Raw genomic sequence first — 26,580 nt, forward strand, 5'->3', positions numbered from 1 at the left:
AGAATGAAAATGACCGCCATCACACTTTTGCCACATGGCCCACAGGTGAGTCGGGCGGGTAATTTGCAGCGCGGTTGCTAACTGCAATACACTGCGGGGGTTTTCTATGGATAAAGAGGTGAGAACTGCGATGACCGATCTTCCCGCGATGCGCCAGCCGAAACAGGACCGGAGCCGGGTGGCGCTGGAGCGGCTGATGGCCGCCAGCCGTGAAATCCTGCATGAAGGCACCTTTGAGCTGCTGACCATTGCTGAAATCAGTAAACGCTCGGGCGTTTCTGTCGGCTCGATTTATGCCCGCTTTGGCGGCAAAGAAGATCTGTTTATCGCCGTCATGATGGAGGTGATGCAGGAGCTGGACGCCGAATGGCAGCAACTGATCCAGCAGTTGCACGCGCGCAATCTGCCGCTGCGCCAGCGGCTTCCGGCGCTGATGGATGTCCAGGCGGAGTATCTGCGCCGCCATGCCGGGATCCTGCGGCCGTTTATGGCGCGGGCGGATGATGAGCGCGTGGCGGGGATTGGTAAAGCCGCTTATCAGAAAAACGAACAGACCTTTATCGACCAGCTGCTCGATGCCGCGGCGGAGATCCGCCACCCCGAGCCGGAACAGGCCGCCCGCTTCTGCTTTACGGTTTCGTATGCCGCGCTGGCCCGCTTCCTCGGCCTGGGGTCGGCGGCAGAAGCTGCCGGTGAGGGCGACTGGGAACAGCTCAAACGCCATCTGGGCATGATGTGTCTGAGCTATCTGGTCACCCCCGTCGAGGCCGGCTAAGCCGCGGGATCTTACTTCGCTAACTGCCAGGCGCTGGCCTGCTTATGCTGACGCAGGCGCTGGCTATGACGGGAGAAGGTATAAAGAAATATCGCGGCGGCCAGAACCAGCGCCGCGATGCCGAGCGTCAGGAAGGCGCTCAGCACATCGTTCCCGGCCCGAAGGCGGATCGCGCCGACAATAATCGGGCTGACGAACATGCCCGCGAAGAAGGCCCCGGACCAGGCGCCCATCGCCCGGCCGCAGTAGGCGGGCGGAATCAGCGACCCTACCCAGTAAATCATCGCGTTAATCGCCATTCCGGCCCCCAGCTGCTGGATGGCGGAGCCGATCCCCATGGCGATCACCGTCCGCGATTCGCCCACCACCAGCATCCCGATCCCCATCAGGCAGAGCATGATGGCGAGCACGCGCTCCGGCGTATAGCGGCGGGAGACCAGACCGAACAGCAGCGAACCGACAGGTACGGCGAGGCTGACCAGCGACATAATCAGGCCGATACGCTGCGGAGTGGCATTTTGCAGAGTATGAAAGGCGTTGGCGCCATTGATGGTGTACACGTAATAAATGATGGCGCAGACAAACGTCAGCACGCTGAGGGTGATCACTCGCGGCCACGGAAACTGATTATGCTGCGCCGCCTGGGCAGCGTGCTGCGGACGGGCCGCCTGAGCCGGTTCGAACATCCAGAAGTACATCGCCAGGAACAACAGGATGGCGACAAAGTAGATCATAAAGGCGCCGTTCCAGCGCAGGGCGGTCAGATAGCCGGAGCTGGCCAGCACCAGCACCGCCAGCGCCGGGCCAATTACCCCCTGCACCGTCAGCCAGAAGCGGCGCTGTTTGTCGTCAAAGTAATCGATCAGCATGGTGTTAGCGATGGTCAGCACTACCGCCTCCGCCAGTCCGACGCCGAGGCGGCTGCAAAAGATGCCGGTCAGGGAGGTGATGTAGAGCGGCATTGTGCCGCAGATGCCATACAGCAGCGTGGCGCTGAGCAGCAGTTTACGGCGGCCAAATTTATCCGCCAGCCAGCCGGTGCAGGGCCCGGCGATGGCGATCACCAGACCGGGCGCGGTGAGCATCAGCGGTACCAGGGTTTCGACATAAGGCACGCCGGCGAAGTGCTGGATCAGCGTCGGGACCGCCGGCGCCAGGGAAACGATCGCCAGGATGGGTAGAAAGGCGGTCAGGGCGATGATGATGCCCTGGATCGCGCCGGCTTGCGGCGCGTGGGGCGGATTCAGGCTATGGCTCACGACGTTCTCCTTTTATCGCGCGGGTCGCCTGTCGTCGGCGGTGGCGCGGTTTTTTAGTATGCAGGTCAGGGATACAGGTGGCGGCGGGAATCGCCGCGGATTTAAGAGTAGGAGCAGGAACGGCGCGGGGAAAAATTGTGATTACGTATGTGATCCATCACAAACAAAAATACCATTGAGTTGTTGTGGTTTTGCGGCAATAAAAAAGGCGACCGATGTCGCCTTTCGCGGGGAACCAGGGCCGCTTTTACCCCGGTAAGCCAGAGGCGCTACAGCAGCCGCGCCACGATATCATCCGCGGCAAGGATCGCCAGGGCGACGCTGGTCAGCGTCGGGTTGCAGGCGGTTGAGGTGGGGATCACGCCGTTGCCGCCGACGTACAGATTGTGAAAATCCCAGACCCGCGAGTGACGATCGGCCACGCTGCTGCCGTCGTTTGCTTCTCCCAGGCGACAGGTTCCCTGGTAGTGCAGCGAGGTGCCTGCCGGCAGGATAATGGCTTCTCCACCGGGCGCCACGCGGCCCAGCGCGACGCCGACGCGTTCGGTCACCGCCACCGCCTGCTGTAACCGGCGGCGATCGCCGTCGGTTAACTGATAGTTCAGTTGCATTTTCGGCAGCCCTACGGCGTCGGTGTTATCACTGAAGACGATCCGATCCTCCTCGCGTAGCTCCTTAGCGAGAAACAGCCCCAGACCGACCACCGGCTTCGTCGGGCTCCCCGGCGGCTGGGTAAAGGCGATCGGTGAGGTATCCATCTGCATCAGCTGACCGTGGAACGGGAAATCGGGCTCATGAAACGGCAGCCAGGTGACGCCGGAGACATTGTCCCGTCCGTCGCGCACCGGGTTGGCCTGCGCGGCGACGGCAGGCGGGGCGTCCATTTCAATCAGGGCGATCACCTGTGGCTGATCGTTGAGCCAGCGGCCCAGCGCCCGCGGGCGGATGCCTGAGGCGTACAGCAGTTGTGGGGTGCGCAGCGCATCGGCGGCGACCACCACCGCTTTGGCCGTCACCACGTACTGTTCACCGCTGCGCAGATCGCGCATCTCCGCTCCGCGGGCGACGCCGTTCTCGCTGAGGATCCGGGTGCACAGGGTGGCGGTGCGGATCTCCACCCCGCGCTGGCGGCGGGTCTCTTCCTCCGCCAGCTCGCCGAGCACCGCGTCGACGCCGGACCAGCGCGGTTTGCCCTCCGGCGTCGCGGCGCAGGCCAGCGGCATAGGCTGCGCCAGCCGCGCCGGGGGACGGTCGCTGGCGAAGTGCTGGTTAAGGGCATCGACGATTTGCCGGCCGATGGCGGTGGCCGGAAATCCTTCGCGGGTCACCTGCAGATAATGCTCTGCCGATTCCCAGGCGTCAGCCATCTCTCGGGGATCGAGAAAAGGAATGACTTCGCTGCCGCCCGGCCGCGGACAGGCGCAGGTCCAGTGGACGCCCATGCCGCCGAGGTTAGTGGAGAGCGCTGCAGCCGGCATGCCGCTGTGGGGCGACGCCGGGTCGAGGAGGTGGGTGCCCGGCCGCGCCTGCAGAGCGTCTGCCGGCAGGCTCTCCGGCAGGGCGGCCAGCGGAAACGCCCGGGCGCTGGCGTACGCCGCTTCCCGCTGCTCAGGCGCCAGGTTACGGATATTGACGCCGGTCGCGGGGGTCAGCGCTTCGCCAGCCTCCACCACCAGGATCCGCGCGGCGCTGCGATCGGCAATTCGGCGGGCAAAGGCGGCGCCCACCGGGCCGCTGCCAATAATCAGTACATCGATGTTTTCATCCATATCAGTTCTTACCTTTTATTGTTCTCCGGGCGTATGCCCGTTGCAGGTGTACAGAAAATAGGTACTACAGCCTGGTGCGTCCTGATAAATGGTTCCTCATGATAGCAGCCATTGCCGGACGCGATAGGTCATGGCTTACCCGCCGGGGGAAGCACTGAGGCGGGCAGCAGGCGGCTGAGGGCGGCAATCGCCAGCAGGATCAGGGCGCCAAGGGTCAGCAGGGTGATAAAGGCCCCGCGCCAGGCCTCCGGTGCGGAGGCGCTTTGCGCCAGATAGAATCCGCCGAGGGTCGCCATGCCGAGGGCGGCGCCAAACTGCTGGCCGGTGCGAAATAATCCCGACGCCGCGCCGGCGTGGGCCACCGGTATCGCCGCCATAGCAAAGGCCGGCAGCGGGGCGGAGATAAGCCCCATCCCACAGCCGCACAGGCCGAACCCAAGACCCAGCGCGGTCAGCGGCAGCGTCCCCGGCGCTGCGGCGATCCCGTAGCCCATCAGCAGTAGGCCGCTCATCTGTACCGCCACCCCAACCAGCGTCACGTTGCGCCCAAGACGAAGTGACAGCCGGCGTCCAGCGACGGCGATGGAAAACATCGCCCCAAGCGCGAAGGGGATATGCATCAGGGCAGTGTGGAACGGGCTGAAGCCCAGTCCGCTCTGCAGCACCAGCGCGGTGGCCAGCAGCAGCGAGGCGGTGGTCAGCTGATAGAGCAGGGTGATGATAATCCCGGCGCGAAAAAAGCGGTCGCGCAGTACGGCTGGCGGCAACAACAGCGTGCCGCCCCGGCGTTCGCGTCCCAGCAGATGGCGCCAGAGGAGTGACACCGTGATGACCGACAGCAGCGGCGGCAGCACCATCCAGGCCGGCCAGCGCAGGGCGGGGCCTTCGATCAGGGTGAGCAGCAGCGCGCCGCCGCCCACCACCGCCAGCAGGGTTCCCAGCGGATCGATGCCTTTCGCCTCCGGGCTGCGCACCGCCGGGAGCACCCGCCACGCCAGAGCGACGGCGATGGCGATCACCGGCACGTTGATCAAAAAGATCGGCCGCCAGCTGAGGCCGAAAAGATTGCTTTCGATGATGATCCCGCCAAGTACCGGGCCGAGGATCCCGGCGGCGCCGCCGAGCAGGCCGAAAATACTCATCACCCGAAAACGCTCGTGCGGGCGATACAGAACCTGCATCAGGGAGAGGATTTGCGGGCCCATCATCGCCCCGCTGGCCCCCTGCACAATACGCATCGCGACCAGCATTTCCGGGCTGGTGGCCAGCCCGCAACCGGCCGACGCGGCGCCAAACGCCAGCAGGCCGCTAATGAACATCCGCCGGTAGCCATACAGATCGCCGAGACGGCCGCCGGTAAGCAGCAGAATGGAGAAAAAGAACAGGTAGCCGGTGACCACCCATTCGATTTGCCGCGGGCTGGCGAGCAGGTCGCGCTGTACCACCGGGATGGCGACATTGATGATTGAAACGTCGATGATCTCCAGCACCAGCGCTATCGAAACCACCAGCGTGGCCAGCGTGCGCTGCCGTTCGCTGGTGTAGGGAGGCGCCTGAACTGTGGCCGCCGAAGCGTTATTGAGCATGATGTACCTTCAGATTTAGTTAAATACTTGTTAAATAATATTGACAATTTATAGCAATCAGAGATTAGAATTAGAGCACTCATTCTGGTTATGCCGCGTCAGATCCTGCCGTTGACCGATAAGCCAGAGGGGAAGGCGTCACACTGCCGCTCCGAAACAGAATAAGAATTCTTATTCTAATTTTGTTTGTTTTGATCTGGCAAGTAGAGAAGGGGGTCGGATGTATTTGTCCGCATGTATTGAATGGCTGTTTCGTGAAGAGTATCCCGATTTCAGCGATCGGGTCCGGGCGGCGAAAGCGCAGGGATTCAGCCACGTTGAGTTTCACCTCTGGCGCGATAAACCGCTGGCAGCGCTGGCGCAGGCGCTGGAGGAGACGGGCGTGACGCTGTCGAGCTTCGTGGTGGAGCCCCGGCGCAGCCTGGTGGATCCGGCGGAGCATGAGCAGTTTCTGGCGGCAGTGAGCGACAGCCTGGCGGTGTCACGTCAGCTGGGGTCGCCACCGCTGGTGGTAGCCTCCGGCTTCAGTCGTGAAGGGGTCGATATTGCCGAGCAGCGGGCGCAGGCGGTCCACATCCTGCGTCAGGCAGCGACGCTGGCGGAAGCCGCCGGGGTCACTCTGCTGCTGGAGCCGCTCAACACCCGCATCGATCATCCGGGGATGTTCTTAAACGATACCCGGCTGGCGCTGGATATTATCGAGGCGGTCGACAGCCCACGGCTGCAGCTGCTGTTTGATGTCTATCACTCGATGGTAATGGAAGAGGAGATGGAGGAGGTGCTCGGCGGCAGAATGCATCGGGTGGGGCACGTGCAGATAGCCCAGGCGCCGGATCGCAACGAACCGGATCCGCGCAGCGGCGAGTGGCCAGCGCTGATCGCCAGGCTGCAACGGCTGGGCTACAACGGGGCCATTGGTCTGGAGTATAAACCGTCGCTGCCCGCAGCGGCCTCGGTGGCTCGCGCCCGCGAAGCGACCGGCTTATCCTGTTAAACAACTTACCTGGTACTTTTATGACTCAGAAAATAAAACGCGGCGTCAGCCTGTATAGTTTTCAGAATGAGACCTACCTCGGCAAAATGTCACTCGATCAGGCGATCGGTCACTGCGCGGCGTTCGGCGCCCGCGGCATTGAAGTCGTCGGCGAACAGACCTTCGCCGGCTGGCCCGAATGCGGCATGCCGGAGGCGGCGATCGCCGACTGGCATCGCCTGATGCAGCGCCATGATACGGTGCCGGTATGCCATGACTTTATGCTCGACTATAAGCGATATAAAGACCGGCCGATGCCGTTTGACGAGCAGGTGCGCAGCGTACAAAACGACATCGACTTTGCCGCCCGGCTGGGCATGCGCTATATCCGCTCCCTGGTTTCCGTGGCGCCGGAGGTGCTGGTGGCGGCGGCGCCTTATGCGGAAGACAAAGGGATCACGATTCTGCTGGAAGTGCACGCCCCGCTGCATTTCGATCATCCGTGGATTATTCGCCATGCCGAAGCTTATGAAAAAGCCAATACCCGGGCGCTGGGTTTCCTGCCGGATATGGGGATGTTTTTAGCCCGCTTCCCGCGGGTGTGGAAAGAACGCTTTATTCGTAATGGTTGTCCCCAGGCGGCGGCGGACTTTATCGAGAAAGCCTATGAAGACCGGACGCTCAGCGAATACGTGATCCTGGATGTGATGCAAAAATGGGGGCCGGGCCCGCAGTTGGCGATGGCGGAAACCCTGCGCCACAACGCGGCGTTCGAGCCGAAGCGGATGCTCGATTTTATGCCGCGGATCCACAACATCCATGCCAAATTCTATGAGATGACCGACGAGATAACCGAGTGGTCGATTCCCTACGATGAGATCTTCCGCGTGCTGCAGAAGGGTGGCTATGAGGGATATGTGTGCTCCGAGTACGAAGGTAACCGCTGGGTGGAAGACGCGCAGGAGGTGGACAGCCTGGAGCAGGTCCGCCGCCAGCAGCTGATGTTCTGCCGCCTGTTAGATGAAACCCCACCCCCGGCGCTGCTGGGCCAGTAAGGAGCATTATCATGTTTGATCAGCATATTATCTGCCGTGAAGGGTTCGACAACGTCACCCGCGACGGGGAAATTATCGGCGTGCGCTTTTTGGCTCGTCTGCCTTACTACCGTGGCCTGGGGCTGTCGATGGTGGAAGATATCGCCGTGACCCTCAACGGCGAAGCTATCCCACGGCAGGCGATCCGCCTGGCGCTGCGCGGCCGGGAGTGGACGCTCGACGAGCTGGAGAGCGTCTACGATGACCGGTGGAACTTCGGCGAAAAGGCCACCATCACCGTACTCAAACCAGGCGGCCTGCCGGCCGGATGGCATCGCCTGAAGGTGGCCGAGAGGCTGCGGATCTCTTACCTGCCGTTTGTGCCGGTGACCACCTTTGAAACCGAGCTGGAATTAACGGCCTAACACCCCGCAGGATCCGCTGCCGTTATGGCAGCGGATTTCTATAACACGGGGCAGCCACTGGGGAGCGGTGAGGCGATTGCCGTTCAGGAAAACCGGTACGGAAGGGCGCGTTTTCTCAGCCTGCCTTTGCCGACGAAATCAGAAAATTTACTTCGCAGGCTAACCGCAGATTGCTTCAAAAAAATTCCCGTATTTGTTATATTGTTGTTCATTGATTATTCACCTCTGCGGTGCCAAAAAGAACAAGATTCACCGCAACCCAGGACAATACCATGTTAGATTACCGCTTCCCGACAGCTTTGCAGATGGTTCTCAGCGTAGCAATGGCGGAGCAGATGGGTGAACGTTCGACGAGTGCGATTCTGGCCTACGGCCTGGAAGCGAACCCGAGCTTTATCCGTAAACTAATGGTTCCGCTTACTCGTGACGGCATCATCGTCTCCACGCTTGGCCGCAACGGCTCTATTCATCTTGGCCGCCCGGCGGACAAGATCACCCTGCGTGATATCTATCTTTCGGTTATTGAAGATAAAAAGCTGTGGGCGTCGCGTCCTGAAGTTCCGGCTCGCTGCGTGGTCAGCGCCAACGCCTGTTGGTACTTCAAATCGATTGCCGATGAAGCAGAGCAGGCTTCGCTAAACGTCCTTGCTCGTCACACCGTGGCCAGCGCGCTGGAGGCGGTCAAAAACGCCGATACCAGCGGCTGCGATCCGGTGCCGGAAATGATCGCCCGCTTTAAGAAAGCGCTTTAATTCCTATCTGATGACGAAAAAAAACCGCCTTCATTGTGAAGGCGGTTTTTTGTTATCTGCTGCAGGCTAGGCGGGCAGATCCTCCTGGACCGGCTTCCTGCGGGTCACCAGTTTCCGCAGCGTCACGTAAAACACCGGCGTCAGGAACAGACCGAACAGCGTTACGCCCAGCATCCCGGAGAACACCGTGATCCCGGTGACACCGCGGACTTCCGCCCCCGCGCCATGGCCGAGGATCAGCGGAATGGTCCCGGCGATAAAAGCGATGGAGGTCATCACGATCGGGCGCAGACGCAGGCGGCATGCCTCCAGCGCCGCTTCCATGATGCCTTTCCCCTGGATCTCCAGTTCGCGGGCAAACTCGACGATCAGAATGGCGTTTTTACAGGCCAGGCCCATCAGGACCACCAGACCCACCTGCACGAAGACGTTGTTATCGCCCCCGGTCAGCCAGACGCCAAACAGCGCGGAGAGCATCGTCATCGGTACGATAAGGATCACCGCCAGCGGCAGGGTCCAGCTTTCATACAGTGCGGCCAGCACGAGGAACGCCAGCAGCACCGCCACCGGGAAGACGATCAGCGCCGTGTTGCCCTGGGTGGCCTGCTGGAAGCTCAGATCCGTCCACTCAATATTCATCCCATTCGGCAGGATCTGCTTCGACAGCTCCTCCAGATGCGTCATCGCCTGCGAAGAAGAGAGGATCCGCGGATCGGCATCGCCAATCAGGTCCGCCGCTGGATAACCGTTGTAGCGGATCACCGGATCCGGCCCGTAGGTGGTACTGATATTCACCATACTGCCGATCGGCACCATTTCGCCCTGATTATTGCGGGTGCGCAGATTAGCAATATCTTCCACGCTCTCGCGGAATGGCCCATCGGCCTGGGCCATCACGCGCCAGGTACGCCCGAACTGGTTAAAGTCATTGACATAAGACGAGCCGAGATAGGTCTGCAGCGTGCCGAACAGATCGGTTAGCGACACCCCCTGCGCTTTCGCCTTATCGCGATCGACCTGCACGTCCAGCTGCGGCACGTTAGCCTGGTAAGTCGAGATCGGGAAGTGCATCCCCGGCGTCTGCATAATCGCCCCGGACATCGCATTCACCGCGCTTTGCAGCGCGCCATAGCCCAGCCCACCGCGATCCTGGATGTACAGGGAGTAGCCGGAACCCTGACCCAGTCCTAAAATCGGCGGCGGCAGGATGGAGAAGCCAAAGCCCTGCTGGATTTGCGCGATTTTGGCGTTGATCTCCGCGTTAATTTCCGCCGCCGTGTGTTTGCGCTGGTCGAACGGTTTCAGGCCAAAAAAGACCGTCCCGGTATTCGGCGTGTTGGTGAACTGCAGCGCATTAAGCCCCGGGAAAGCGACCGCATAATCGACCCCTTCGGTATTCATCCCGATCTCGCTCATTTTGCGGATCACCGCATCGGTGCGCGCCAGCGACGAACCTTCCGGCATCTTCACGCCGCCAATGAGATACAGCTTATCCTGGGTGGGAATAAACCCGCCGGGGACGACTTTAAACATCACCCCAGCGGCGCAGAGCAGCAGCAAATACACCACAAACACCGCGCCACGGCGTCCGAGGGTTTTGCTCACCAGTCCCTGATAGCCGTTCGAGCTGCGCAGGAAAAAGCGGTTAAACGGACGGAAAATCCAGCCAAACAGACGATCGATCAGCCGGGTAGGGAGGTCTTTCTTCGCGCCGTGCGGCTTTAACAGCAGGGCCGCCAGCGCCGGGGAGAGCGTCAGCGAGTTGATGGCCGAGATCACCGTCGAGATGGCGATGGTCACCGCAAACTGTTTGTAGAACTGGCCGGTGACCCCGGAGAGAAACGCCATCGGCACGAACACCGCACACAGCACCAGCGCAATGGCGATAATCGGCCCGGAGACCTCTCGCATCGCCTGATGCGCCGCGGCAAGCGGCGCAAGCCCCTCTTCGATATTACGCTCAACGTTCTCCACCACCACGATGGCGTCGTCCACCACGATACCGATAGCCAGTACCAGCCCGAACAGGCTCAAGGTATTCAGCGAGAAGCCCAGCAGATAGAGAATGCTGAAGGTCCCTACCACCGATACCGGCACCGCGATCAGTGGGATAATCGACGCGCGCCAGGTCTGCAGGAACAGGATCACCACCAGCACCACCAGCACCACTGCTTCCAGCAGCGTCTGCACCACCGCGCGGATGGAGTCGCGCACGAAAACCGTCGGGTCGTACGGCGCCGCCCATTTCATATCTTCCGGGAAGCGGGTGGCCAGCTCGGCCATTTTGGCGCGTACCGCGTTCGACAGATCGATGGCGTTAGCCCCCGGCGACTGGAAGATACCGATCCCGACCGCATCCTTATTGTTGAGCTGGGAGCGCAGCGCATAGCTACCGGAACCCATCTCGATGCGCGCCACGTCGCGCAGGCGGACCAGCGAGCCGTCCTGCGCCGTTTTCAGAATGATATTGCCAAACTCTTCTTCGGTATGCAGACGGCCCTGGGCGTTAATGGAGATCAGGAAATCGCTCTCCTGCGGCAGCGGCTCGGCACCAAGCTGTCCGGCAGACACCTGGACGTTTTGCTCCTGCATCGCCGTCACCACATCCGAGGCTGTCAGACCGCGGGCCGCGACCTTATTGGGATCCAGCCAGACGCGCATCGCATATTCACCGGAGCCAAAAATCTGGATCTGGCCGACGCCGGGCAGGCGCGCCAGCTCATCCTTCACTTTCAGCGTGGCGTAGTTGCGCATATACAGCGAGTCGTACTTACCGTTTGGCGAAAACAGATGCACCACCAGGGTTAGCGTCGGAGACTGTTTCTGGGTGGTGATGCCCAGACGGCGTACATCCTCCGGCAGACGCGCTTCCGCCTGCGCGACCCGGTTCTGCACCTGAACCTGCGCCTGATCCGGGTCGGTACCCGGGCGGAAGGTGACGGTGGTGACCAGCACGCCGTCGGAGCCAGCGACCGATTTCATGTACATCATGTTTTCAACGCCGTTGATCGCTTCCTCCAGCGGCGTCGCCACGGTCTCGGCAATCACTTTCGGGTTGGCGCCGGGATACTCCGCGCGCACCTGGACGCTCGGCGGGACGACGTCCGGATATTCGCTCACCGGCAGCAGCGGGATAGCGATTAACCCGGTGATAAAAATTAAAATCGACAGCACCGCGGCGAAAATCGGCCTGTCGATAAAAAAGCGGGAAAAGTCCATGTGTTGGATTCTCTGATTAGGGATCAGTTGAGGGCGGCGCTGGTGGTCATGGCAACGGTTTTGGCATTCACCGGCATACCCGGCATAAATACTTTTTGTAACCCGTCGACGATGACGCTATCCCCAGGGTTCAGCCCCTTCTGAACGATGCGTAAACCGTCTGCCAGACGCCCCGGGGTAATATCACGTCGCTGCGCTTTACCATCTTTATCAACGATATAAACGTATTTACGGTCCTGATCGGTCAGTACCGCTTTGTCGTCGATCAGCGTGGCTTTGAACTCGGCGCTGCCCGGCAGACGCACGCGGGCAAACAGCCCCGGTGTGAACAGACGCTGCGAGTTATCCAGCAGCGCGCGCATGCGGATGGTGCCGGTACTCGGCGTTAACTGATTATCGAGAAAATCCACTTTGCCCTGATGGGGGTAACCCTCCTCGCCAACCAGGCCAATCTCCACCGGGAGCGCCTGATTATCGCTGGACGCCCCTTGCCCACGGCGGGCGAGGTTTTGATAGTGAAGGTAGGTTGACTCGTCGACATCAAAGTAAACGTATACCGTCTTCTGCGAGACCAGGGTGGTGAGCACGCTGGCGGTGTCGCCCGCGGTGACCAGGTTACCGCTGGTGATCAGCGCCCGGCTGGCGCGGCCGTCAATAGGGGCGGTCACTTTGGTGAAGTCGAGGTTAAGCTGCGCGGCATCCACCGCCGCCTGCGCGGCGCGAATATCAGCCTGCGCCTGAACCGCGGCTGACCGGCGCTGCTCCCACTCTTCACGGGAGACAAGATTGGTATGGACTAATTTATCGGTGCGGTTCGCCTCACTTTGCGCCAGGCTGGCCTGCGTTTTGGCTCTCGCCAGCGTCGCCTGCGCCTGCTCCAGCGCGGCGCGATAGGTTCTGTCATCTATCGTGAACAGCACCTGGCCCTTTTTCACCTCCTGACCGTCGGTGTAATTCACTTTATCAATGTATCCCGAGACGCGAGGGCGAAGCTGAACGCTCTCCACCGCTTCAATGCGACCGTTAAAACTATCCCACTGACTGATCGACTTCACCAGCACCTTAGCGGCGCTGACCGTCGGGGCGGGAGGCGCGGCATTTTGCGCGACGCTGTCGTCGCAGCCGACGAGCAGAAAGGAGAGCATCATCGCGCCGAGCGCGGTCAGGTGAATGTTTCCCCAGGTTTTTTGCAGGCTCATTATTTTTATTCCGGTAATTGTAGCCGCCGGGCAAGACGCAGCGTGAGAGGCCGCGCCACTTCCTTTGTCCGGGCTGGCTTAAGGCCATTTGTGTCGATCATCGCCACAAAACTGTAACAATTTCGAATACACTATCGCGGCGATTGTAGGAAGGCGCTTAACTAAGTGCAAGAATAATTGTTGCACTTTATGTGCGGTCCTGGCTGGAGACAAAAACCGCGATCCCGGCGTGGATTTAAATGTAACAATAAAACTTGCATTTTGTGTAAAAACAGGCCACCTTTAAATGCAACTGACAAAGATGCTTTTAACCGGCTGCGCGGAGGTAACATGATGAACACTGGCGCCATCATTCAGGATCTGATCGACTGGATCGACAACCATCTTGATAGCCGTCTGGATATTGACACCGTTGCCCGACGATCCGGCTATTCGAAGTGGCACCTGCAGCGGATCTTCAAAGAACATACCGGGCAGCCCCTCGGAGAATATATTCGGGCGCAAAAGCTGCAAAAGTCGGTCGAACGCTTAGCCCACAGCAACGAGCCGATCCTCAACGTGGCGATCGCCCTCGGCTTTGACTCCCAGCAGTCCTTCAACCGCAGCTTCAAGCGCCAGTATGGCCAGGCGCCCGGCGTCTGGCGCCGGAGTATCAGCCGCTCTGCAGGGCAGGCATCTCGTCAGTGATCTTCATGACCGGGGAGGATCAGTCCTGACCCGGTCCATGATCAAATTTGCTGCCTTTGCCGATAGCATAGAACTGCCCGCCTGCGACATAGTGAACGGTCCGCAGCTCGTCCGGCGCATCATCAAAAATCCAGTGTCCGTTACGGAATACCCGATCATCGCTCCAGGCGGCGACGATATCGCCCATAAACAGATTGTGCTGTTGCTGAATGTCCGGGTAGGGCATCACTTTGCACACCAGCCAGCCCGCGCAGCCTGCCACGAGGGGGATGTCGAACCCCGGCTGATAAATGAAGGGGATGGAGTCATTTTTATCCGGCGCGTCGGCATAGCTGCGCCCGCCAGCGTAAAGGACGGTTGCCATCTGGCTGACTACGGGGATCTGCACCACGAAATAGCCGCTCTTTTCCACCAGCTGACGAGTGAAGGCCTGGGGGCCGATATAGGCCACCACTTTTCGCTCGCCTGCCAGCCCAACCCAGGCGGCTGACATGACATTTTCGACGCCATCATATTTTGCGGAAATCATGGTGGTGGACCCGACCTGCAATAAACGATAGGCCTTACTTAATTCGACAGGCTGAACGGACATGGTTTTTCCTTTATGCGTGTTATTTAACGTTATGATTCTCTGGATATTTATTGAGGGCATGGCCATTTTGGGCCCCTCACGCGATACCCATAGCGCAACGATACGCCAGGCTATTAAGCGCAAAAAGGTGCGTAAATTGTTTTCATTATTCATAATTAACGAATAATCATGCCGTCTGTCGGTAAGTTGCTTGCTTCAGGAGAGAAAGAAGGTGGATCGTATCCAGGCTATGCAGATGTTTATGCGCGTCGCGGAGGCAGGGAGCTTCGTGCGCGCCGCGGAAACCCTTTCCCTGCCTGCCTCCACTGTCACCAGTACCATTAAAAACCTTGAGCAATACCTGAAGGTGCGGCTGCTGAACCGGACCACAAGGCGCGTGAGTCTCACTCAGGAAGGGCTGCAGTATCTGGCGCAGTGCCGGGAAATTCTCGCCCTCATCGAACATAGCGAATCCAGCCTGAGCGAGTCTGTCGCGCGGCCTCAGGGGCGCCTGCGGGTTGATATGCCCGCGGGCATCGCGCATTTCATCGTCATGCCGCATCTGCCGGACTTTTACCGGCGCTATCCCGATATCTACCTGATGATCGGCGTCAGCGATCGGCAGGTCGATCTGATTCAGGAAGGTGTCGACTGCGTGATACGCATGGGAGAGCTGAACAACTCCAGCCTGGTGGCCCGCCCTCTGGGCCGCTTTCGCTGGGTAACCTGCGCGTCGCCGGACTATCTCAGGGAATATGGCGTGCCGTCGTCACCGGAGGCGCTCTCTAAGCACCGGGCGGTGCATTATTTTTCCGGCCAGGCGAGACGGGCCGATGAGTTCCGCTTTGTTCGCCACGGCGAGACCTTTTCTGTACCCGTCAGCGGCAACGCCGCGGTGAATGAAACGGGGCTCTATATAAAAATGTGCCTGGCGGGCTTCGGGCTGGCGCAGCTGGCGGAGAATATCGTTGCTGGCCACCTGCAGGAGGGGAGACTGGTGGAAGTGCTGACGGACTGGCAACTGCCCCCGGTACCCGTCACATTGCTCTATCCGCACCAGCGCTTTCTCTCTCCCGCCGTGCGGGCGTTTGCTGAGTGGATGAGCGAGTTGGTCTGAGGGAGGTATTGCTTACGATATAGCACGTCGGGAGCCCCGCCAGGGAGGGGAGGGTTCCTGCAGAAATATCTGGTCTGCTGATGAATCGCTCGATATTCTGTAATGCTTTGTCTTTTTTGTGAACAGGAAAAAGTATGCTGAATACGCTACCCGATTTACACAGAAGTTTTGCAGAGCAACTGAAGCTTAAATTACAGTCTGATTCGCGGATCCACTCCCTTCTCGCTGGCGGCTCGTTTATCCATGGCGGGTTTGATCAATACTCCGATCTGGATTTTGTGGTGGTGGTCGACCCTCTCTATTATGACGAAATCATGGCTCAGCGTATGGCGTTCGCCGGAACGCTCGGCCATCTGCTACATGCTTTCACCGGGGAACACGTCGGTGAGCCTCGCCTGCTGATCTGCCTGTTTGGCCCGCAACTTCTGCATGTCGATCTGAAATTTATCACCCTGGACATGCTCACTCAGCGCGTTGAGGAGCCTGCCGTGCTATTTACCCGTGATAATGATGCTCTCGAGCGACAACTGGCAAAATTTAGCGCGCACTGGCCGAACATGACGCCGGAGTGGTTTGAGTCCCGAGCCTGGATCTGGCTGCATTATGCCGTGGTTAAACTGGGCAGGGGCGAACTCTTCGAAGCGCTGGGGATGCTGTCTTTCTTCCGGGAACAAGTGCTGGGGCCGATGCTGTTCCGTCGCGCCAATCTACCGCAACGCGGCGTTCGCCGAATAGAAGCCCTCGGCATTGATCCCGATGGCCTGCTGACTTCCACCCTGGCAACACACGATCGTCACTCCGTCGGGATTGCCATTCGAAGAGCTGCTGACGCTTATGTCACTCTGCGGGCTGATGCGCTGCCTGACAATATCGCAGACGATGCGGCGCGTCGGGCGGTCCTTGCCATGCTGGACGCGTATTCTGACAAGGGGTAAATCTATCCCTCCGGCCGCGGACGCGGCCGGAGTGTATAAGGGTTGCGCGAGATGTTGTGGGAGGTCTAATTCTGAGAGGGGGGTTGGCGGGTAATTGGTAGCGCGAAAACAACAGAGCTTTTCGTTGGGCCTATCAATGGGCCTAAGAGGTTCGGATTTAATGAGTTCTCTTCGGAGGTCGTGGGAAAAATTGCAGACACAAAAAAGCCCGCAGGGCTTGCGCCGTACGGGCTTTCAGGACTTCATCGGATGACTCTGGTAATCACCGATGGAGAATTTTGGTGGAGCTGGCGGGAGTTGAACCCGCGTCCGAAATTCCTACATCCTCGGCACTACATGCTTAGTCAGTCTTTACATTCGCTTGCCAGCTGCGGACAGACACGCCACTAACAAACTAGCCTGATTAGATTTAACGCTTCAACCCCAGGCAGGGCATCCACGCGATCTCTTTTGGGTTTGACCTCTCTTTGATCCCCGTCTTAAGAGCGGAAGCTAGGGAGAGAGGGCTCAGAGCAGGTTATTAAGCTGCTAAAGCGTAGTTTTCGTCGTTTGCGACTATTTTTTGCGGCTTTTTACGAGGCCAACCGCCCCTCGGCATGCACCTTGGGTTTCGCAAATCCCGTCGAATCCAGAATCAGCCCCAATGTGTAGGTCAAGTATAACAGATTTATGAATGTCGTTACCAGCCCCATTACGCAGGATTGTTTCAACGGGGTGGATGAAAAAGCAGCATCAACAAGGATATAGCGTAAGGGCCAGCGAGAGCTGGCCCTCAGGGGAGGGGGTTAGCGTCCGGCGTGCTTCATAATCCGCGCCTTATCCAGCGCCCATTCACGATCCTTCAGGTCGGTACGCTTGTCGTGCTGTTTCTTACCTTTGGCGACGCCGATTTTCACTTTGCACCAGGCGTTCTTCCAGTACAGCGACAGGGCGACAACGGTATAACCTTCGCGGTTAATGCGGCCGTACAGCGTGTCGAGTTCGCGCTGGTTAAGCAGCAGCTTACGAGTGCGCGTCGGGTCGCACACATAGTGGGTGGAAGCCACGGCCATGGGCGTAAAGTTGGCGCCGAACAGGAAGGCTTCGCCATCCTTCAGGATGACATAGCTATCGCCGATGTTGGCTTTGCCTGCACGCAGGGATTTGACTTCCCAGCCCTGCAGGGCGAGACCAGCCTCGTATTCATCTTCGATAAAGTATTCGTGACGGGCGCGTTTATTCAGCGCAATGGTGGCTGATCCAGGTTTGTGGGCTTTTTTCTTAGTCATAATGTCCTGAAGTCATCGTCTTATACACAGTTACCTCGATCGCATCCTGCGAGGTGTACTGCGCATCTTAGCACGAGTTGCGGCACAGCGTTTTTTTTAGCAGCAGATAAATGATATTATTTGCACTGTGTTTAAATGTGGAACCTGCTATGCCTCAGATTAGCCGTACTGCGCTGGTGCCTTTCAGCGCGGAACAGATGTATCAACTGGTAAACGATGTGAAGTCCTATCCTGATTTTCTGCCAGGCTGCACCGGTAGCCGCGTGCTGGAATTCGGGCCGACGCAAATGACGGCGGCGGTTGATGTGTCCAAAGCCGGCATCAGTAAGACCTTCACGACCCGGAATACACTGACCAGCAACCAGAGCATTTTGATGAGCCTGGTGGATGGCCCGTTCAAGAAACTGATTGGCGGCTGGAAGTTTATTCCGCTGAGCCCCGAGGCGTGCAAAATCGAGTTCCATCTCGATTTTGAGTTTACCAATAAGCTGATTGAGATGGCCTTTGGCCGGGTCTTCAAAGAGCTGGCCGCCAACATGGTGCAGGCGTTCACTTCGCGCGCCAAAGAGGTCTACAGTGCCAGCTAATATTCGTGTTGAAGTCGCCTACGCGCTGCCTGAAAAGCAGTATTTGCAGCGAGTCACCCTGGATGAGGGAGCGACGGTCGAGCAGGCGATTATCGCCAGCGGGCTGTTGGCCTTGCGTGATGATATCGATCTGGCGAAGAACAAGCTGGGGATCTACAGTCGTCCGGTTAAGCTGCATGACGAAGTTCACGACGGCGATCGGGTCGAAATCTATCGCCCGCTGATCGCAGACCCGAAAGAGCTGCGTCGCCAGCGGGCAGAGAAAAGCGCTGCGAAGTAACCCACAGCAGCAGACCGGCTATCAGCCATAAAAAAAGCGCTCACTGAGCGCTTTTTGCTTTTCCGGGCCTTACTGACTGGTCAGCGCAGGCTTGTTATCAATGTTGGTTAACACGCCACCGCTGTTGAACGTCAGGGTCAGGGTCTGCTGAGTCACTTTCTCGTGGCCCGGCTCCTGACGGAATACATAGAACCAGGTGTTGGTGCCGAACGGATCCGACATCATTGGCGTTCCGAGAGCATAAGCAACCTGCTGTTGCGTCATACCGACACGAATTTTTGCTACATCGTTAGGTGCCAGATAGTTACCCTGGTTGATGTCAGGACGGTAAACCACTCGTTCCAGAGTGGAACAGCCTGCGGTCAACATAAGAAGAACCGCTGCGGCAGCAGTCAGCGTTTTACAGCGCATAGTGATTTGATTCCTTTTTGGGCCCGAGCAGTACGTGGCTCATCTGTAATATGCCGATAATAATAGACCTTCGCGCCGATGGAAACCTCCGGCTGCAGGTCAGCAGGCAATTTGCTGTTCACTATGACCCTGTGAAAATCAAAAAGTTTACGCCGCAAGCAACTCTTTCGCGTTCGCCAGGGTGTTGCGCGTGACCTCGCTGCCGCCCAGCAGACGAGCCAGCTCCTGCAGACGAGCGCGCTTATCCAGCGGCTGCATATGGGTTTCGGTCATCTCGCCATCGGTCTCTTTGCAGACAAAGAAATGATGGTGGCCGCAGCCCGCAACCTGCGGCAGGTGGGTCACGCACATCACCTGCGTGGACTCGCCCAGCTGGCGCAGCAGCTTGCCGACCACGGCGGCGGTCGGGCCGCTGATGCCGACGTCCACTTCGTCGAAGATCAGCGCCGGGGTTTCCATTTTACGCGCGGTGATCACCTGAATCGCCAGCGCAATACGCGACAGTTCGCCGCCGGAGGCCACTTTCGCGATCGGCTGCAGCGGCTGACCGGGGTTAGTGGTGACGCGGAACTCAATATGATCGGCGCCGTCGGCGGTGAGATGGCGTTCATCGAAAGCGACCTCAATCGCGAAGATCCCGTGGGGCATCGAAAGTGAGTGCATACTCTCGGTGATAAGCTGGGTCAGCTCGTCGGCGCTGGCCTGGCGCAGGGCGTGCAGCTGACGTGCGGTCTCCAGCGCCAGCTGATGATGTTCGACTACCTGCTGGCTGAGGGATTCCAGCGAGCCGGCGCTATCGTCCAGCAGGCGCTGCTCTTCCAGCATCGCCTGATAAACCGCCGGCAGCTCTTCCGGCATTACCTGGTGTTTACGCGCCAGCGCGATTTGCCGGGAAATCCGCTGCTCAAGTTCGAACAGACGGTTCGGATCGAGATCCAGACGGTCGTGATAGTGGCGCAGCTCGTCGCTGGCCTCGCTGAGCTGAATGGCCGCCTCTTCCAGCATATCCAGCACGCCGGAAAGCTTGCTGTCCATACCCACCAGCTCGCTGACCAGCTGCTTCGCGGTATAAAGCTGGCTCTGCAGATTGGCCTCTTCGCCGTCCGCCAGTACCGTCAGGGCGTGCTGGCAGGTGCTGAGCAGCTGGCCGCTGTTGGCCAGGCGCTTGTACTCTTCGTCAATCTGCTCGAATTCTCCCGGCAGCGGGTTAAATTCGTTCAGCTCTTTAAGCTGATACTGCAGCAGATCGGCGCGGGCGGCGCGCTCCTGGCTCTGCTGCTGGTGCAGGGCCAGCTCGCGGCAACTCTGGTGCCACTGGCGGTAATGCTCGGCCATGCGCTGAGTGAGCGCATACTCACCGGTATAGCCGTCGAGCAGCGTTTTCTGGTGTTCGGGTTTGGTCAACAGCTGGTGCGCATGCTGGCCGTGGATCTGGATCAGCAGCTGGCCCAGCTCGCGCAGCTGCGAGAGCGGGACGGCGGTGCCGTTGATAAAGCCGCGAGAGCGGCCGTCAGCGCTGATCACCCGACGAAGTAAACACTCACGTCCGCTCTCCAGCTGGTTCTCTTCCAGCCAGCGCTGGGCGGCCGGAGTATCTTTCAGCGCGAAGCGCGCGCACAGGTCGGCGCGGGTGGCGCCGCGACGCACCATGTCGGCTTCCGCTCTGCCGCCGAGGCACAGCCCCAGCGCATCGATGGCAATGGATTTCCCGGCGCCGGTTTCCCCGGTGATGGCGGTCATACCGCTGTGGAAATCAATTTCCAGTTCACGAACGATAGCAAAATTACTGATGGTGAGTTGCGCCAACATAGCTGCCTTCCTGTATGAAAAACCAATACTGTGTTTTCGTACAGTATAGACTGGTTTTTTATCCAGTAAAGAGGCAGCGATGTAAATCAGAACAATTTTTTCGACCAGCCGAGCTTGGTGCTTAATGTATTGAAATAGCTGTAATCTTTCGGGTGAATCAGATTGAGGTGATAATCACAGCGGCGAATGAGAACGTCTTCGCCATCCTGGATCGGCAGGGCAATCTGGCTGTCGCAGCTGATCTCCAGATCGCTGCAGCGATGAGAGAAGCGCAGGCGGATGGTGCTGTCGCCGTTGATCACCAGCGGTCGCGCCGAGAGGGTGTGCGGAAACATCGGCACCAGGGTGATGGCGTCCAGCGACGGGGTGAGGATCGGGCCGCCAGCCGACAGCGAATAGGCGGTGGAGCCGGTCGGGGTGGAGATTATCAGGCCATCAGAGCGCTGAGAGAACGCAAAGACTTCGTCGATATAGACTTCGAACTCAATCATATGCGCCACTTTGCCGGGGTGCAGCACCACTTCGTTGATGGCGGTGCTGATGCGTTTCTGGCAATCCTGCTGGCACACCTGGGCCTCCAGCAGAAAGCGTTTCTCGGCGATGTAGTGGCCTTCCAGCACGTCGGCGAGCTGCTGCAGGGCGTTGTCCGGGTCAAGGTCGGTGAGAAAGCCGAGGTTGCCGCGGTTAATGCCGATGACGTTAATGTCGTAACGGGCCAGGGTCCGCGCCGCGCCGAGCATATTGCCGTCGCCGCCCACCACCACCGCGAGGTCGGCCTGTTGGCCAATCTCCGCCAGCGTGCCGGTTTTCACGTTGCTGAGCTGAAGTTCATGGGCGATCTGCTGTTCAACCAGCACTTCATACCCTTTGCTGCACAGCCAGCGCCAGAGCATTTCATGTGTGGTCAGGGCGGTGGGGTGACGAGGATGTCCCACAATGCCGATACACTTGAAATGGTTCTTCATGATCTGGATGTCCTTGCGTTAAATGAAATAGTGACAATCTGTCCGCTTCCCTTGAAACCCGGAAACTGATCCCCATAATAAGCGAAGTTAGCGAGATGAATGCGAAAAAAACGCGGAGAAATTCATGAGTAGTAAAGAACAGAAAACGCCTGAGGGGCAAGCCCCGGAAGAAATTATCACGGAGCAGCACGACGACGTTGAGGCAGTAGAGCCTGAAGTTTCGGCTGAGCAGGTGGATCCGCGCGATGAAAAAATTGCGAATCTGGAAGCCCAGCTGGCTGAAGCGCAGAAACGTGAACGTGAAGTGATGCTGCGTGCCAAAGCCGACGAAGATAACCTGCGTCGCCGTACCGAGCAGGATATCGAGAAAGCGCACAAATTCGCGCTGGAAAAATTCGTCAATGAACTGCTGCCGGTGATCGACAGCCTGGACCGCGCGCTGGAAGTGGCCGACAAGGCTAATCCGGACCTGGCGCCGATGGTGGAAGGGATCGAACTGACCCTGAAATCCATGCTGGACGTGGTGCGTAAGTTCGGCGTGGAAGTGATCGCCGACACCAACGTTCCGCTGGATCCGAACGTCCACCAGGCCATTGCGATGGTCGAATCTGAAGACGTGGCGGCGGGCAACGTGCTGGCCGTGATGCAGAAAGGTTATACCCTGAACGGCCGTACTATTCGCGCCGCGATGGTGACGGTAGCGAAAGCGAAATAACGTCTGCTGCATTGCTCAACGGCTGCCCGCGGGCGGCCGTTTTTTTATGCCACCGCTCCCGGCGCGAGATAAAAAAACGGCGGGCCGCAGCCCACCGTGATGTTAATTCCTTCGCTCGCGCTACTCCGCGACGCTCTCGCGTAATGATTTCACCGGCATCACTTTCACCTGTTTGATCATGTTGTCTTGCACGTCGAGGATATCTATATCGTACTGCTCAATGCGCACGCGGGTGCCCGGGACCGGGATCTCTTCCAGCGCTTCGAGGATGATACCGTTGACGGTGCGCGCTTCATCTTCCGGCAGGTGCCAGTTAAACGCTTTGTTGATTTCGCGAACGTTGGCGCTGCCGTCGATAATCACCGTGCCGTCGTTAAGAGGGGTCACTTCCTCCGCCAGGGTGGGTGACATGGAGGTGGTGAAGTCGCCGACAATCTCTTCAAGAATATCTTCGACGGTGACCAGCCCCTGAATATCGCCGTATTCATCGACCACCAGACCCACTTTCTTTTTATTGCGCTGAAATTTCACCAGCTGGGTGCTGAGCGGCGTCCCTTCCGGAACAAAGTAGATCTCATCTGCCGCCCGCAGCATGATCTCTTTTGTGAATTCTTTCTTCTCCGTCATCAGACGGTAGGCTTCGCGAACGCGCAGCATGCTGATGGCATCGTCCAGTGAATCGCGGTAGAGCACGATGCGGCCATGTGGCGAGTGGGTCAGCTGGCGGACGATAGATTTCCAGTCATCATTGATGTCGATGCCGACAATCTCATTGCGCGGCACCATGATGTCGTTAACGCTGACTTTTTCCAGATCCAGGACCGACAGCAGCATATCCTGGTTGCGCCGGGAGATTTGTGAACGGGATTCATTCACAATCGTGCGCAGTTCATCTTTGCTCAAAGCGCTGCTGATGACGGTATCGGTGCGAATGCCCATCATGCGCATCAGCATGCGGGTGATGGTATTCAGCAGCCACACCAGCGGCATCATCAGCACCTGCAGGGGCGCCAGCAGGAAGCTGCTGGGGTAGGCGACCTTTTCCGGATAGAGCGCGGCGATGGTCTTCGGCAGCACCTCGGCAAATACCAGTACCACAAAGGTGAGCACGCCAGTGGCGATCGCGACGCCGGCGTCGCCGTACAGGCGCATGCCGACGATGGTGCCCAGCGCCGAGGCGAGAATGTTGACGAGGTTATTGCCGATGAGCACGAGGCTAATCAGGCGGTCCGGCTTGCGCAGCAGCTTCTCCACGCGCTTGGCGGGGCGGTTGCCTTGTTTCGCCATATGACGCAGCCGATAGCGGTTCAGCGTCATCATGCCGGTTTCGGAGCCGGAGAAATAGGCAGAGATAATCACCATGACGATCAGCGTTATGATCAGCGTGGTGGTGGAGATATGTTCCACGTAGGATTCCTTAAAAGACTTAGCTCACGAACTGCTGCAGCACGCGGCTACCAAAATAGGCCAGCGTCAGCAGACCGGCGCCAGCGACGCTGAACCAGACCACGCGACGTCCGCGCCACCCTTCATGATAGTGGCCCCACAGCAGAACGATATAGACGAACCACGCAATAATCGACAGCACCGCTTTATCAATGTTTTCGCTGCTGAACAGATTGTGCATATAGAACAGGCCGCTGCACAGCGTCAGGGTCAGTAGCACCACGCCGACCTGAGTGATGTGGAACATTTTGCGCTCGATGCTCATCAGCGGCGGCATTTCGCTGCTGAAGGCCAGCTTTTTATTCTTTAACTGGTAGTCGATCCACGCCAGCTGCAGCGCATACAGCGCGGCGATGATCAGCGTGGCGTACGAGAAGAGCGACAGGCCGATATGCACCAGCATCCCCGGGGTGGTTTCCAGGTGGGTGATATATTCGTTAGGCACGAAAGTGGCGAAGGCCAGATTGATCAGCGCGAAGGCATAGACGATAGGCAGCAGCAGCCAGCCGCGATTGCGCGAGGCCACGATAGTCATCACCGTACAGATCATCAGGCTGACCAGCGACCCGACGTTCAGTAAGCTGAGGTTTTGCCCGCTCTCGCCGCCGGGGAATATCCGTGCTTCCAGCGCAAAAGCATGGCAGATCAACGCGATAGTCGCAGATAAAATCGCCATTCGCCGCCAGCTGCTGTTTTTTTGCAGCAAGCCGGGGATAATCAGCGCGAGGCTGACGGAGTAGGCGACAAGGGCGAGTAGAGCAAAAACAGGCATAGGTGTCGGCTGTTGGCTAAATAAGAAAGAGAAGCAGTATAACGTCAGCAGGCCTCTGCTCCAACCGTTGCAGCACATTCAGATTGATGTCGTGTTATACTCCGCCACATTCGTTTTGCGTGTCGCTGCGGCGACCGACCGTTTCCACCTCAGGCGAGAGACAATGTTTGATAATTTAACCGATCGTTTGTCGCGTACGCTGCGCAACATTAGCGGCCGCGGACGCCTTACAGAAGACAATATTAAAGACACCCTGCGCGAAGTGCGCATGGCGCTGCTGGAAGCGGACGTTGCGCTTCCGGTGGTTCGTGATTTCATCAGCCGCGTGAAAGAGAGCGCGGTCGGCCATGAAGTCAATAAAAGCCTGACCCCGGGTCAGGAGTTCGTCAAAATCGTCCGCAACGAGCTGGTGGCGGCGATGGGCGAAGAGAACCAGACGCTCGACCTGGCCGCGCAGCCGCCGGCCGTGGTGCTGATGGCGGGTCTGCAGGGTGCCGGTAAAACGACCAGCGTCGGTAAGCTGGGGAAATTCCTGCGCGAGAAGCACAAGAAGAAAGTGCTGGTCGTTTCCGCGGACGTTTACCGCCCGGCGGCGATCAAACAGCTGGAAACCCTTGCTGAGCAGGTCGGCGTCGATTTCTTCCCGTCTGACGTCGGCCAGAAGCCGGTGGATATCGTCAATGCGGCGCTGAAAGAAGCGAAACTCAAATTCTACGACGTGCTGCTGGTGGATACCGCCGGTCGTCTGCACGTTGACGAAGCGATGATGGACGAAATCAAGCACGTCCACGCCGCCATTAACCCGGTTGAAACCCTGTTCGTCGTCGATGCGATGACCGGTCAGGATGCGGCGAATACCGCGAAGGCCTTTAACGAAGCGCTGCCGCTGACCGGCGTGGTGCTGACCAAAGTGGACGGCGACGCCCGCGGCGGCGCGGCGCTGTCGATTCGCCATATTACCGGCAAGCCGATTAAATTCCTCGGCGTCGGCGAGAAAACCGAAGCGCTGGAGCCGTTCCATCCGGACCGCGTCGCTTCCCGCATCCTCGGCATGGGCGACGTGCTGTCGCTGATCGAAGATATCGAGAGCAAAGTTGACCGCGCGCAGGCCGAGAAGCTGGCCTCCAAACTGAAGAAAGGCGACGGTTTCGATCTCACCGACTTCCTTGAGCAGCTGCGTCAGATGAAAAACATGGGCGGCATGGCCAGCCTGATGGGCAAGCTGCCGGGTATGGGCCAGATCCCGGACAACGTGAAAGCGCAGATGGACGACAAAGTGCTGGTGCGTATGGAAGCCATCATCAACTCGATGACCCTGAAAGAGCGCGCCAAACCGGAAATCATCAAAGGTTCACGTAAGCGCCGTATCGCCGCCGGCTGCGGGATGCAGGTGCAGGATGTGAACCGTCTGCTCAAGCAGTTCGACGACATGCAGCGCATGATGAAGAAGATGAAGTCGAAAGGCGGCATGATGAAGATGATGCGCGGGATGAAAGGGATGATGCCGCCAGGCTTCCCGGGCCGCTAATACGCGTCATAATTCAAGCCGCAGATGCGTTGGCTGCGTTCGTTCACCCCGGTCACGTACTTGTGTACGCTCCCGGGGATTTACTCACTTGCCGCCTTCCTGCAACTCGAATTATTTAGCGTATATAGTTTTGAATTGATTTTTGCACAGAAATCAGTAAAATTTTCGGGCTTTTAATATGACACCGGGCTCCGTTCCTCGATGGGGCCCGGTTGTTTTATTCACACAAGAGGATGTTATGGTAACTATTCGTTTAGCACGTCACGGCGCTAAAAAGCGTCCGTTCTACCAGGTTGTTGTCACCGACAGCCGTAATGCACGCAACGGTCGCTTCATCGAGCGCGTTGGTTTCTTCAACCCGATCGCTAGCGGCGCGGAAGAAGAAACTCGCCTGGATCTGGATCGTATCGCTCACTGGGTTGGCCTGGGCGCTACTGTTTCCGATCGCGTTGCCGCGCTGATCAAAGCCGCTAACAAAGCAGCTTAATCTGTCACGGT

The 26,580-nt window shown here is 58.7% G+C and carries 25 protein-coding genes and 1 other RNA gene; 13 read left to right on the forward strand and 13 right to left on the reverse strand.

All coding sequences use genetic code 11. The features are described 5' to 3' along the window. Nucleotides 1-130 precede the first annotated feature (130 nt). The gene (locus FHW76_RS18020; RefSeq protein ID WP_012967405.1) at nucleotides 131-775 is read left to right on the forward strand and encodes a TetR/AcrR family transcriptional regulator; all 645 of its coding nucleotides are present in this window, start codon (nucleotides 131-133) and stop codon (nucleotides 773-775) included. Between the two features lie 11 nt (nucleotides 776-786). Here the strand turns inward: FHW76_RS18020 and FHW76_RS18025 are convergent, their stop codons facing one another. From FHW76_RS18025 to FHW76_RS18035, 3 genes are all read right to left on the reverse strand, one after another. Then, complete coding sequence (locus tag FHW76_RS18025) at nucleotides 787-2,034, reverse strand: MFS transporter (protein ID WP_012967406.1); 1,248 nt, start codon at nucleotides 2,032-2,034, stop codon at nucleotides 787-789. 269 nt (nucleotides 2,035-2,303) lie between these two features. Next, complete coding sequence (locus tag FHW76_RS18030) at nucleotides 2,304-3,803, reverse strand: GMC oxidoreductase (protein ID WP_183476879.1); 1,500 nt, start codon at nucleotides 3,801-3,803, stop codon at nucleotides 2,304-2,306. A 128-nt stretch (nucleotides 3,804-3,931) separates the two neighbouring features. Then, nucleotides 3,932-5,389, reverse strand: a complete 1,458-nt coding sequence (locus FHW76_RS18035) for an MFS transporter (RefSeq protein WP_023298093.1) — start codon at nucleotides 5,387-5,389, stop codon at nucleotides 3,932-3,934. Nucleotides 5,390-5,609: 220 nt separating this feature from the next. On the opposite strand from FHW76_RS18035, the gene FHW76_RS18040 reads away from it, so the two are divergent. The 4 genes from FHW76_RS18040 to FHW76_RS18055 all read left to right on the forward strand — a co-directional run bounded on the left by FHW76_RS18040 (nucleotide 5,610) and on the right by FHW76_RS18055 (nucleotide 8,573). Next, on the forward strand, nucleotides 5,610-6,383 hold the full coding sequence (locus tag FHW76_RS18040; RefSeq protein WP_012967409.1) for a TIM barrel protein: 774 nt from the start codon (nucleotides 5,610-5,612) through the stop codon (nucleotides 6,381-6,383). Nucleotides 6,384-6,403: 20 nt separating this feature from the next. Next, nucleotides 6,404-7,417 (forward strand): sugar phosphate isomerase/epimerase, encoded by a 1,014-nt coding sequence (locus FHW76_RS18045; protein WP_117112519.1) that lies wholly within the window; start codon nucleotides 6,404-6,406, stop codon nucleotides 7,415-7,417. An 11-nt stretch (nucleotides 7,418-7,428) separates the two neighbouring features. After that, entirely contained in the window at nucleotides 7,429-7,821 is a 393-nt protein-coding gene (locus tag FHW76_RS18050; RefSeq protein ID WP_012967411.1) for a DUF6379 domain-containing protein, read from the forward strand. A 272-nt stretch (nucleotides 7,822-8,093) separates the two neighbouring features. Next, nucleotides 8,094-8,573 carry an Rrf2 family transcriptional regulator gene (locus FHW76_RS18055; protein WP_032736298.1) on the forward strand — a complete coding sequence of 160 codons (480 nt, stop codon included), beginning with the start codon at nucleotides 8,094-8,096 and terminating at the stop codon, nucleotides 8,571-8,573. A gap of 66 nt (nucleotides 8,574-8,639) precedes the next feature. Here FHW76_RS18055 and oqxB read toward each other — a convergent pair whose 3' ends face one another. Continuing rightward, nucleotides 8,640-11,792, reverse strand: coding sequence for a multidrug efflux RND transporter permease subunit OqxB (oqxB, locus tag FHW76_RS18060; protein ID WP_023298090.1), 3,153 nt, complete (start codon nucleotides 11,790-11,792; stop codon nucleotides 8,640-8,642). Between the two features lie 23 nt (nucleotides 11,793-11,815). Next, nucleotides 11,816-12,991: a multidrug efflux RND transporter periplasmic adaptor subunit OqxA gene (oqxA, locus tag FHW76_RS18065; RefSeq protein WP_008806106.1), complete on the reverse strand. Its 1,176-nt coding sequence runs from the start codon at nucleotides 12,989-12,991 to the stop codon at nucleotides 11,816-11,818. A 333-nt stretch (nucleotides 12,992-13,324) separates the two neighbouring features. On the opposite strand from oqxA, the gene FHW76_RS18070 reads away from it, so the two are divergent. Further along, complete coding sequence (locus FHW76_RS18070) at nucleotides 13,325-13,678, forward strand: helix-turn-helix domain-containing protein (protein WP_048268071.1); 354 nt, start codon at nucleotides 13,325-13,327, stop codon at nucleotides 13,676-13,678. 19 nt (nucleotides 13,679-13,697) lie between these two features. Here FHW76_RS18070 and FHW76_RS18075 read toward each other — a convergent pair whose 3' ends face one another. After that, nucleotides 13,698-14,270: a flavin reductase family protein gene (locus FHW76_RS18075; protein WP_022065759.1), complete on the reverse strand. Its 573-nt coding sequence runs from the start codon at nucleotides 14,268-14,270 to the stop codon at nucleotides 13,698-13,700. A 211-nt stretch (nucleotides 14,271-14,481) separates the two neighbouring features. Here FHW76_RS18075 and FHW76_RS18080 point away from each other — a divergent pair, with 211 nt between their 5' ends. Then, entirely contained in the window at nucleotides 14,482-15,366 is an 885-nt protein-coding gene (locus tag FHW76_RS18080) for a LysR family transcriptional regulator (RefSeq protein WP_183476881.1), read from the forward strand. A gap of 134 nt (nucleotides 15,367-15,500) precedes the next feature. Further along, entirely contained in the window at nucleotides 15,501-16,301 is an 801-nt protein-coding gene (locus tag FHW76_RS18085) for a nucleotidyltransferase domain-containing protein (RefSeq protein WP_119866784.1), read from the forward strand. A gap of 279 nt (nucleotides 16,302-16,580) precedes the next feature. Here FHW76_RS18085 and ssrA read toward each other — a convergent pair. Next, nucleotides 16,581-16,943: a transfer-messenger RNA gene (gene ssrA, locus FHW76_RS18090) on the reverse strand. A gap of 143 nt (nucleotides 16,944-17,086) precedes the next feature. Continuing rightward, nucleotides 17,087-17,569, reverse strand: coding sequence for an SsrA-binding protein SmpB (gene smpB, locus FHW76_RS18095; protein ID WP_002914164.1), 483 nt, complete (start codon nucleotides 17,567-17,569; stop codon nucleotides 17,087-17,089). A gap of 149 nt (nucleotides 17,570-17,718) precedes the next feature. On the opposite strand from smpB, the gene FHW76_RS18100 reads away from it, so the two are divergent. Together FHW76_RS18100 and FHW76_RS18105 are read left to right on the forward strand one after the other, a co-directional pair. Further along, nucleotides 17,719-18,156 carry a type II toxin-antitoxin system RatA family toxin gene (locus FHW76_RS18100; RefSeq protein ID WP_008806099.1) on the forward strand — a complete coding sequence of 146 codons (438 nt, stop codon included), beginning with the start codon at nucleotides 17,719-17,721 and terminating at the stop codon, nucleotides 18,154-18,156. Next, entirely contained in the window at nucleotides 18,146-18,436 is a 291-nt protein-coding gene (locus FHW76_RS18105) for an RnfH family protein (RefSeq protein WP_004145682.1), read from the forward strand. The genes FHW76_RS18100 and FHW76_RS18105 overlap by 11 nt, the downstream gene beginning before the upstream one ends. Nucleotides 18,437-18,505: 69 nt before the next feature. Here FHW76_RS18105 and bamE read toward each other — a convergent pair whose 3' ends face one another. The 3 genes from bamE to nadK form a co-directional block, all read right to left on the reverse strand. Further along, complete coding sequence (gene bamE / locus FHW76_RS18110; RefSeq protein ID WP_008806098.1) at nucleotides 18,506-18,847, reverse strand: outer membrane protein assembly factor BamE; 342 nt, start codon at nucleotides 18,845-18,847, stop codon at nucleotides 18,506-18,508. A gap of 147 nt (nucleotides 18,848-18,994) precedes the next feature. After that, nucleotides 18,995-20,656 (reverse strand): DNA repair protein RecN, encoded by a 1,662-nt coding sequence (recN, locus tag FHW76_RS18115; RefSeq protein WP_008806097.1) that lies wholly within the window; start codon nucleotides 20,654-20,656, stop codon nucleotides 18,995-18,997. An 86-nt stretch (nucleotides 20,657-20,742) separates the two neighbouring features. After that, nucleotides 20,743-21,621, reverse strand: coding sequence for an NAD(+) kinase (nadK, locus tag FHW76_RS18120; protein WP_002914158.1), 879 nt, complete (start codon nucleotides 21,619-21,621; stop codon nucleotides 20,743-20,745). Nucleotides 21,622-21,745: 124 nt separating this feature from the next. Here nadK and grpE point away from each other — a divergent pair, with 124 nt between their 5' ends. Further along, entirely contained in the window at nucleotides 21,746-22,336 is a 591-nt protein-coding gene (gene grpE, locus FHW76_RS18125; protein WP_008806096.1) for a nucleotide exchange factor GrpE, read from the forward strand. Between the two features lie 120 nt (nucleotides 22,337-22,456). On the opposite strand, the gene FHW76_RS18130 is transcribed toward grpE, so the two are convergent. Together FHW76_RS18130 and FHW76_RS18135 are read right to left on the reverse strand one after the other, a co-directional pair. Next, nucleotides 22,457-23,743: an HlyC/CorC family transporter gene (locus tag FHW76_RS18130; RefSeq protein ID WP_012540838.1), complete on the reverse strand. Its 1,287-nt coding sequence runs from the start codon at nucleotides 23,741-23,743 to the stop codon at nucleotides 22,457-22,459. A gap of 19 nt (nucleotides 23,744-23,762) precedes the next feature. Further along, on the reverse strand, nucleotides 23,763-24,554 hold the full coding sequence (locus FHW76_RS18135) for an inner membrane protein YpjD (protein ID WP_002914153.1): 792 nt from the start codon (nucleotides 24,552-24,554) through the stop codon (nucleotides 23,763-23,765). A 163-nt stretch (nucleotides 24,555-24,717) separates the two neighbouring features. Here FHW76_RS18135 and ffh point away from each other — a divergent pair, with 163 nt between their 5' ends. Both ffh and rpsP read left to right on the forward strand, forming a co-directional pair. Next, nucleotides 24,718-26,082: a signal recognition particle protein gene (ffh, locus tag FHW76_RS18140; protein WP_002914152.1), complete on the forward strand. Its 1,365-nt coding sequence runs from the start codon at nucleotides 24,718-24,720 to the stop codon at nucleotides 26,080-26,082. Nucleotides 26,083-26,320: 238 nt separating this feature from the next. Then, on the forward strand, nucleotides 26,321-26,569 hold the full coding sequence (gene rpsP / locus FHW76_RS18145) for a 30S ribosomal protein S16 (protein ID WP_012540839.1): 249 nt from the start codon (nucleotides 26,321-26,323) through the stop codon (nucleotides 26,567-26,569). The last annotated feature ends 11 nt before the right edge of the window (nucleotides 26,570-26,580 follow it).

The organism is Klebsiella sp. RC2, assembly GCF_014192815.1.
GTDB lineage: Bacteria > Pseudomonadota > Gammaproteobacteria > Enterobacterales > Enterobacteriaceae > Klebsiella > Klebsiella variicola.

Bases quoted from the DNA above. Each gene is read 5' to 3' on its own strand.
- FHW76_RS18030 (WP_183476879.1), bottom strand. From the start codon at position 3,803: ATGGATGAAAACATCGATGTACTGATTATTGGCAGCGGCCCGGTGGGC.
- oqxA (WP_008806106.1), bottom strand. From the start codon at position 12,991: ATGAGCCTGCAAAAAACCTGGGGAAACATTCACCTGACCGCGCTCGGC.
- smpB (WP_002914164.1), bottom strand. From the start codon at position 17,569: ATGACTAAGAAAAAAGCCCACAAACCTGGATCAGCCACCATTGCGCTG.
- FHW76_RS18085 (WP_119866784.1), top strand. From the start codon at position 15,501: ATGCTGAATACGCTACCCGATTTACACAGAAGTTTTGCAGAGCAACTG.
- FHW76_RS18070 (WP_048268071.1), top strand. From the start codon at position 13,325: ATGAACACTGGCGCCATCATTCAGGATCTGATCGACTGGATCGACAAC.
- FHW76_RS18020 (WP_012967405.1), top strand. From the start codon at position 131: ATGACCGATCTTCCCGCGATGCGCCAGCCGAAACAGGACCGGAGCCGG.
- oqxB (WP_023298090.1), bottom strand. From the start codon at position 11,792: ATGGACTTTTCCCGCTTTTTTATCGACAGGCCGATTTTCGCCGCGGTG.
- recN (WP_008806097.1), bottom strand. From the start codon at position 20,656: ATGTTGGCGCAACTCACCATCAGTAATTTTGCTATCGTTCGTGAACTG.
- FHW76_RS18075 (WP_022065759.1), bottom strand. From the start codon at position 14,270: ATGTCCGTTCAGCCTGTCGAATTAAGTAAGGCCTATCGTTTATTGCAG.
- FHW76_RS18100 (WP_008806099.1), top strand. From the start codon at position 17,719: ATGCCTCAGATTAGCCGTACTGCGCTGGTGCCTTTCAGCGCGGAACAG.
- grpE (WP_008806096.1), top strand. From the start codon at position 21,746: ATGAGTAGTAAAGAACAGAAAACGCCTGAGGGGCAAGCCCCGGAAGAA.
- FHW76_RS18035 (WP_023298093.1), bottom strand. From the start codon at position 5,389: ATGCTCAATAACGCTTCGGCGGCCACAGTTCAGGCGCCTCCCTACACC.
- bamE (WP_008806098.1), bottom strand. From the start codon at position 18,847: ATGCGCTGTAAAACGCTGACTGCTGCCGCAGCGGTTCTTCTTATGTTG.
- nadK (WP_002914158.1), bottom strand. From the start codon at position 21,621: ATGAAGAACCATTTCAAGTGTATCGGCATTGTGGGACATCCTCGTCAC.
- rpsP (WP_012540839.1), top strand. From the start codon at position 26,321: ATGGTAACTATTCGTTTAGCACGTCACGGCGCTAAAAAGCGTCCGTTC.
- FHW76_RS18040 (WP_012967409.1), top strand. From the start codon at position 5,610: ATGTATTTGTCCGCATGTATTGAATGGCTGTTTCGTGAAGAGTATCCC.
- FHW76_RS18045 (WP_117112519.1), top strand. From the start codon at position 6,404: ATGACTCAGAAAATAAAACGCGGCGTCAGCCTGTATAGTTTTCAGAAT.
- FHW76_RS18135 (WP_002914153.1), bottom strand. From the start codon at position 24,554: ATGCCTGTTTTTGCTCTACTCGCCCTTGTCGCCTACTCCGTCAGCCTC.
- FHW76_RS18055 (WP_032736298.1), top strand. From the start codon at position 8,094: ATGTTAGATTACCGCTTCCCGACAGCTTTGCAGATGGTTCTCAGCGTA.
- ffh (WP_002914152.1), top strand. From the start codon at position 24,718: ATGTTTGATAATTTAACCGATCGTTTGTCGCGTACGCTGCGCAACATT.
- FHW76_RS18050 (WP_012967411.1), top strand. From the start codon at position 7,429: ATGTTTGATCAGCATATTATCTGCCGTGAAGGGTTCGACAACGTCACC.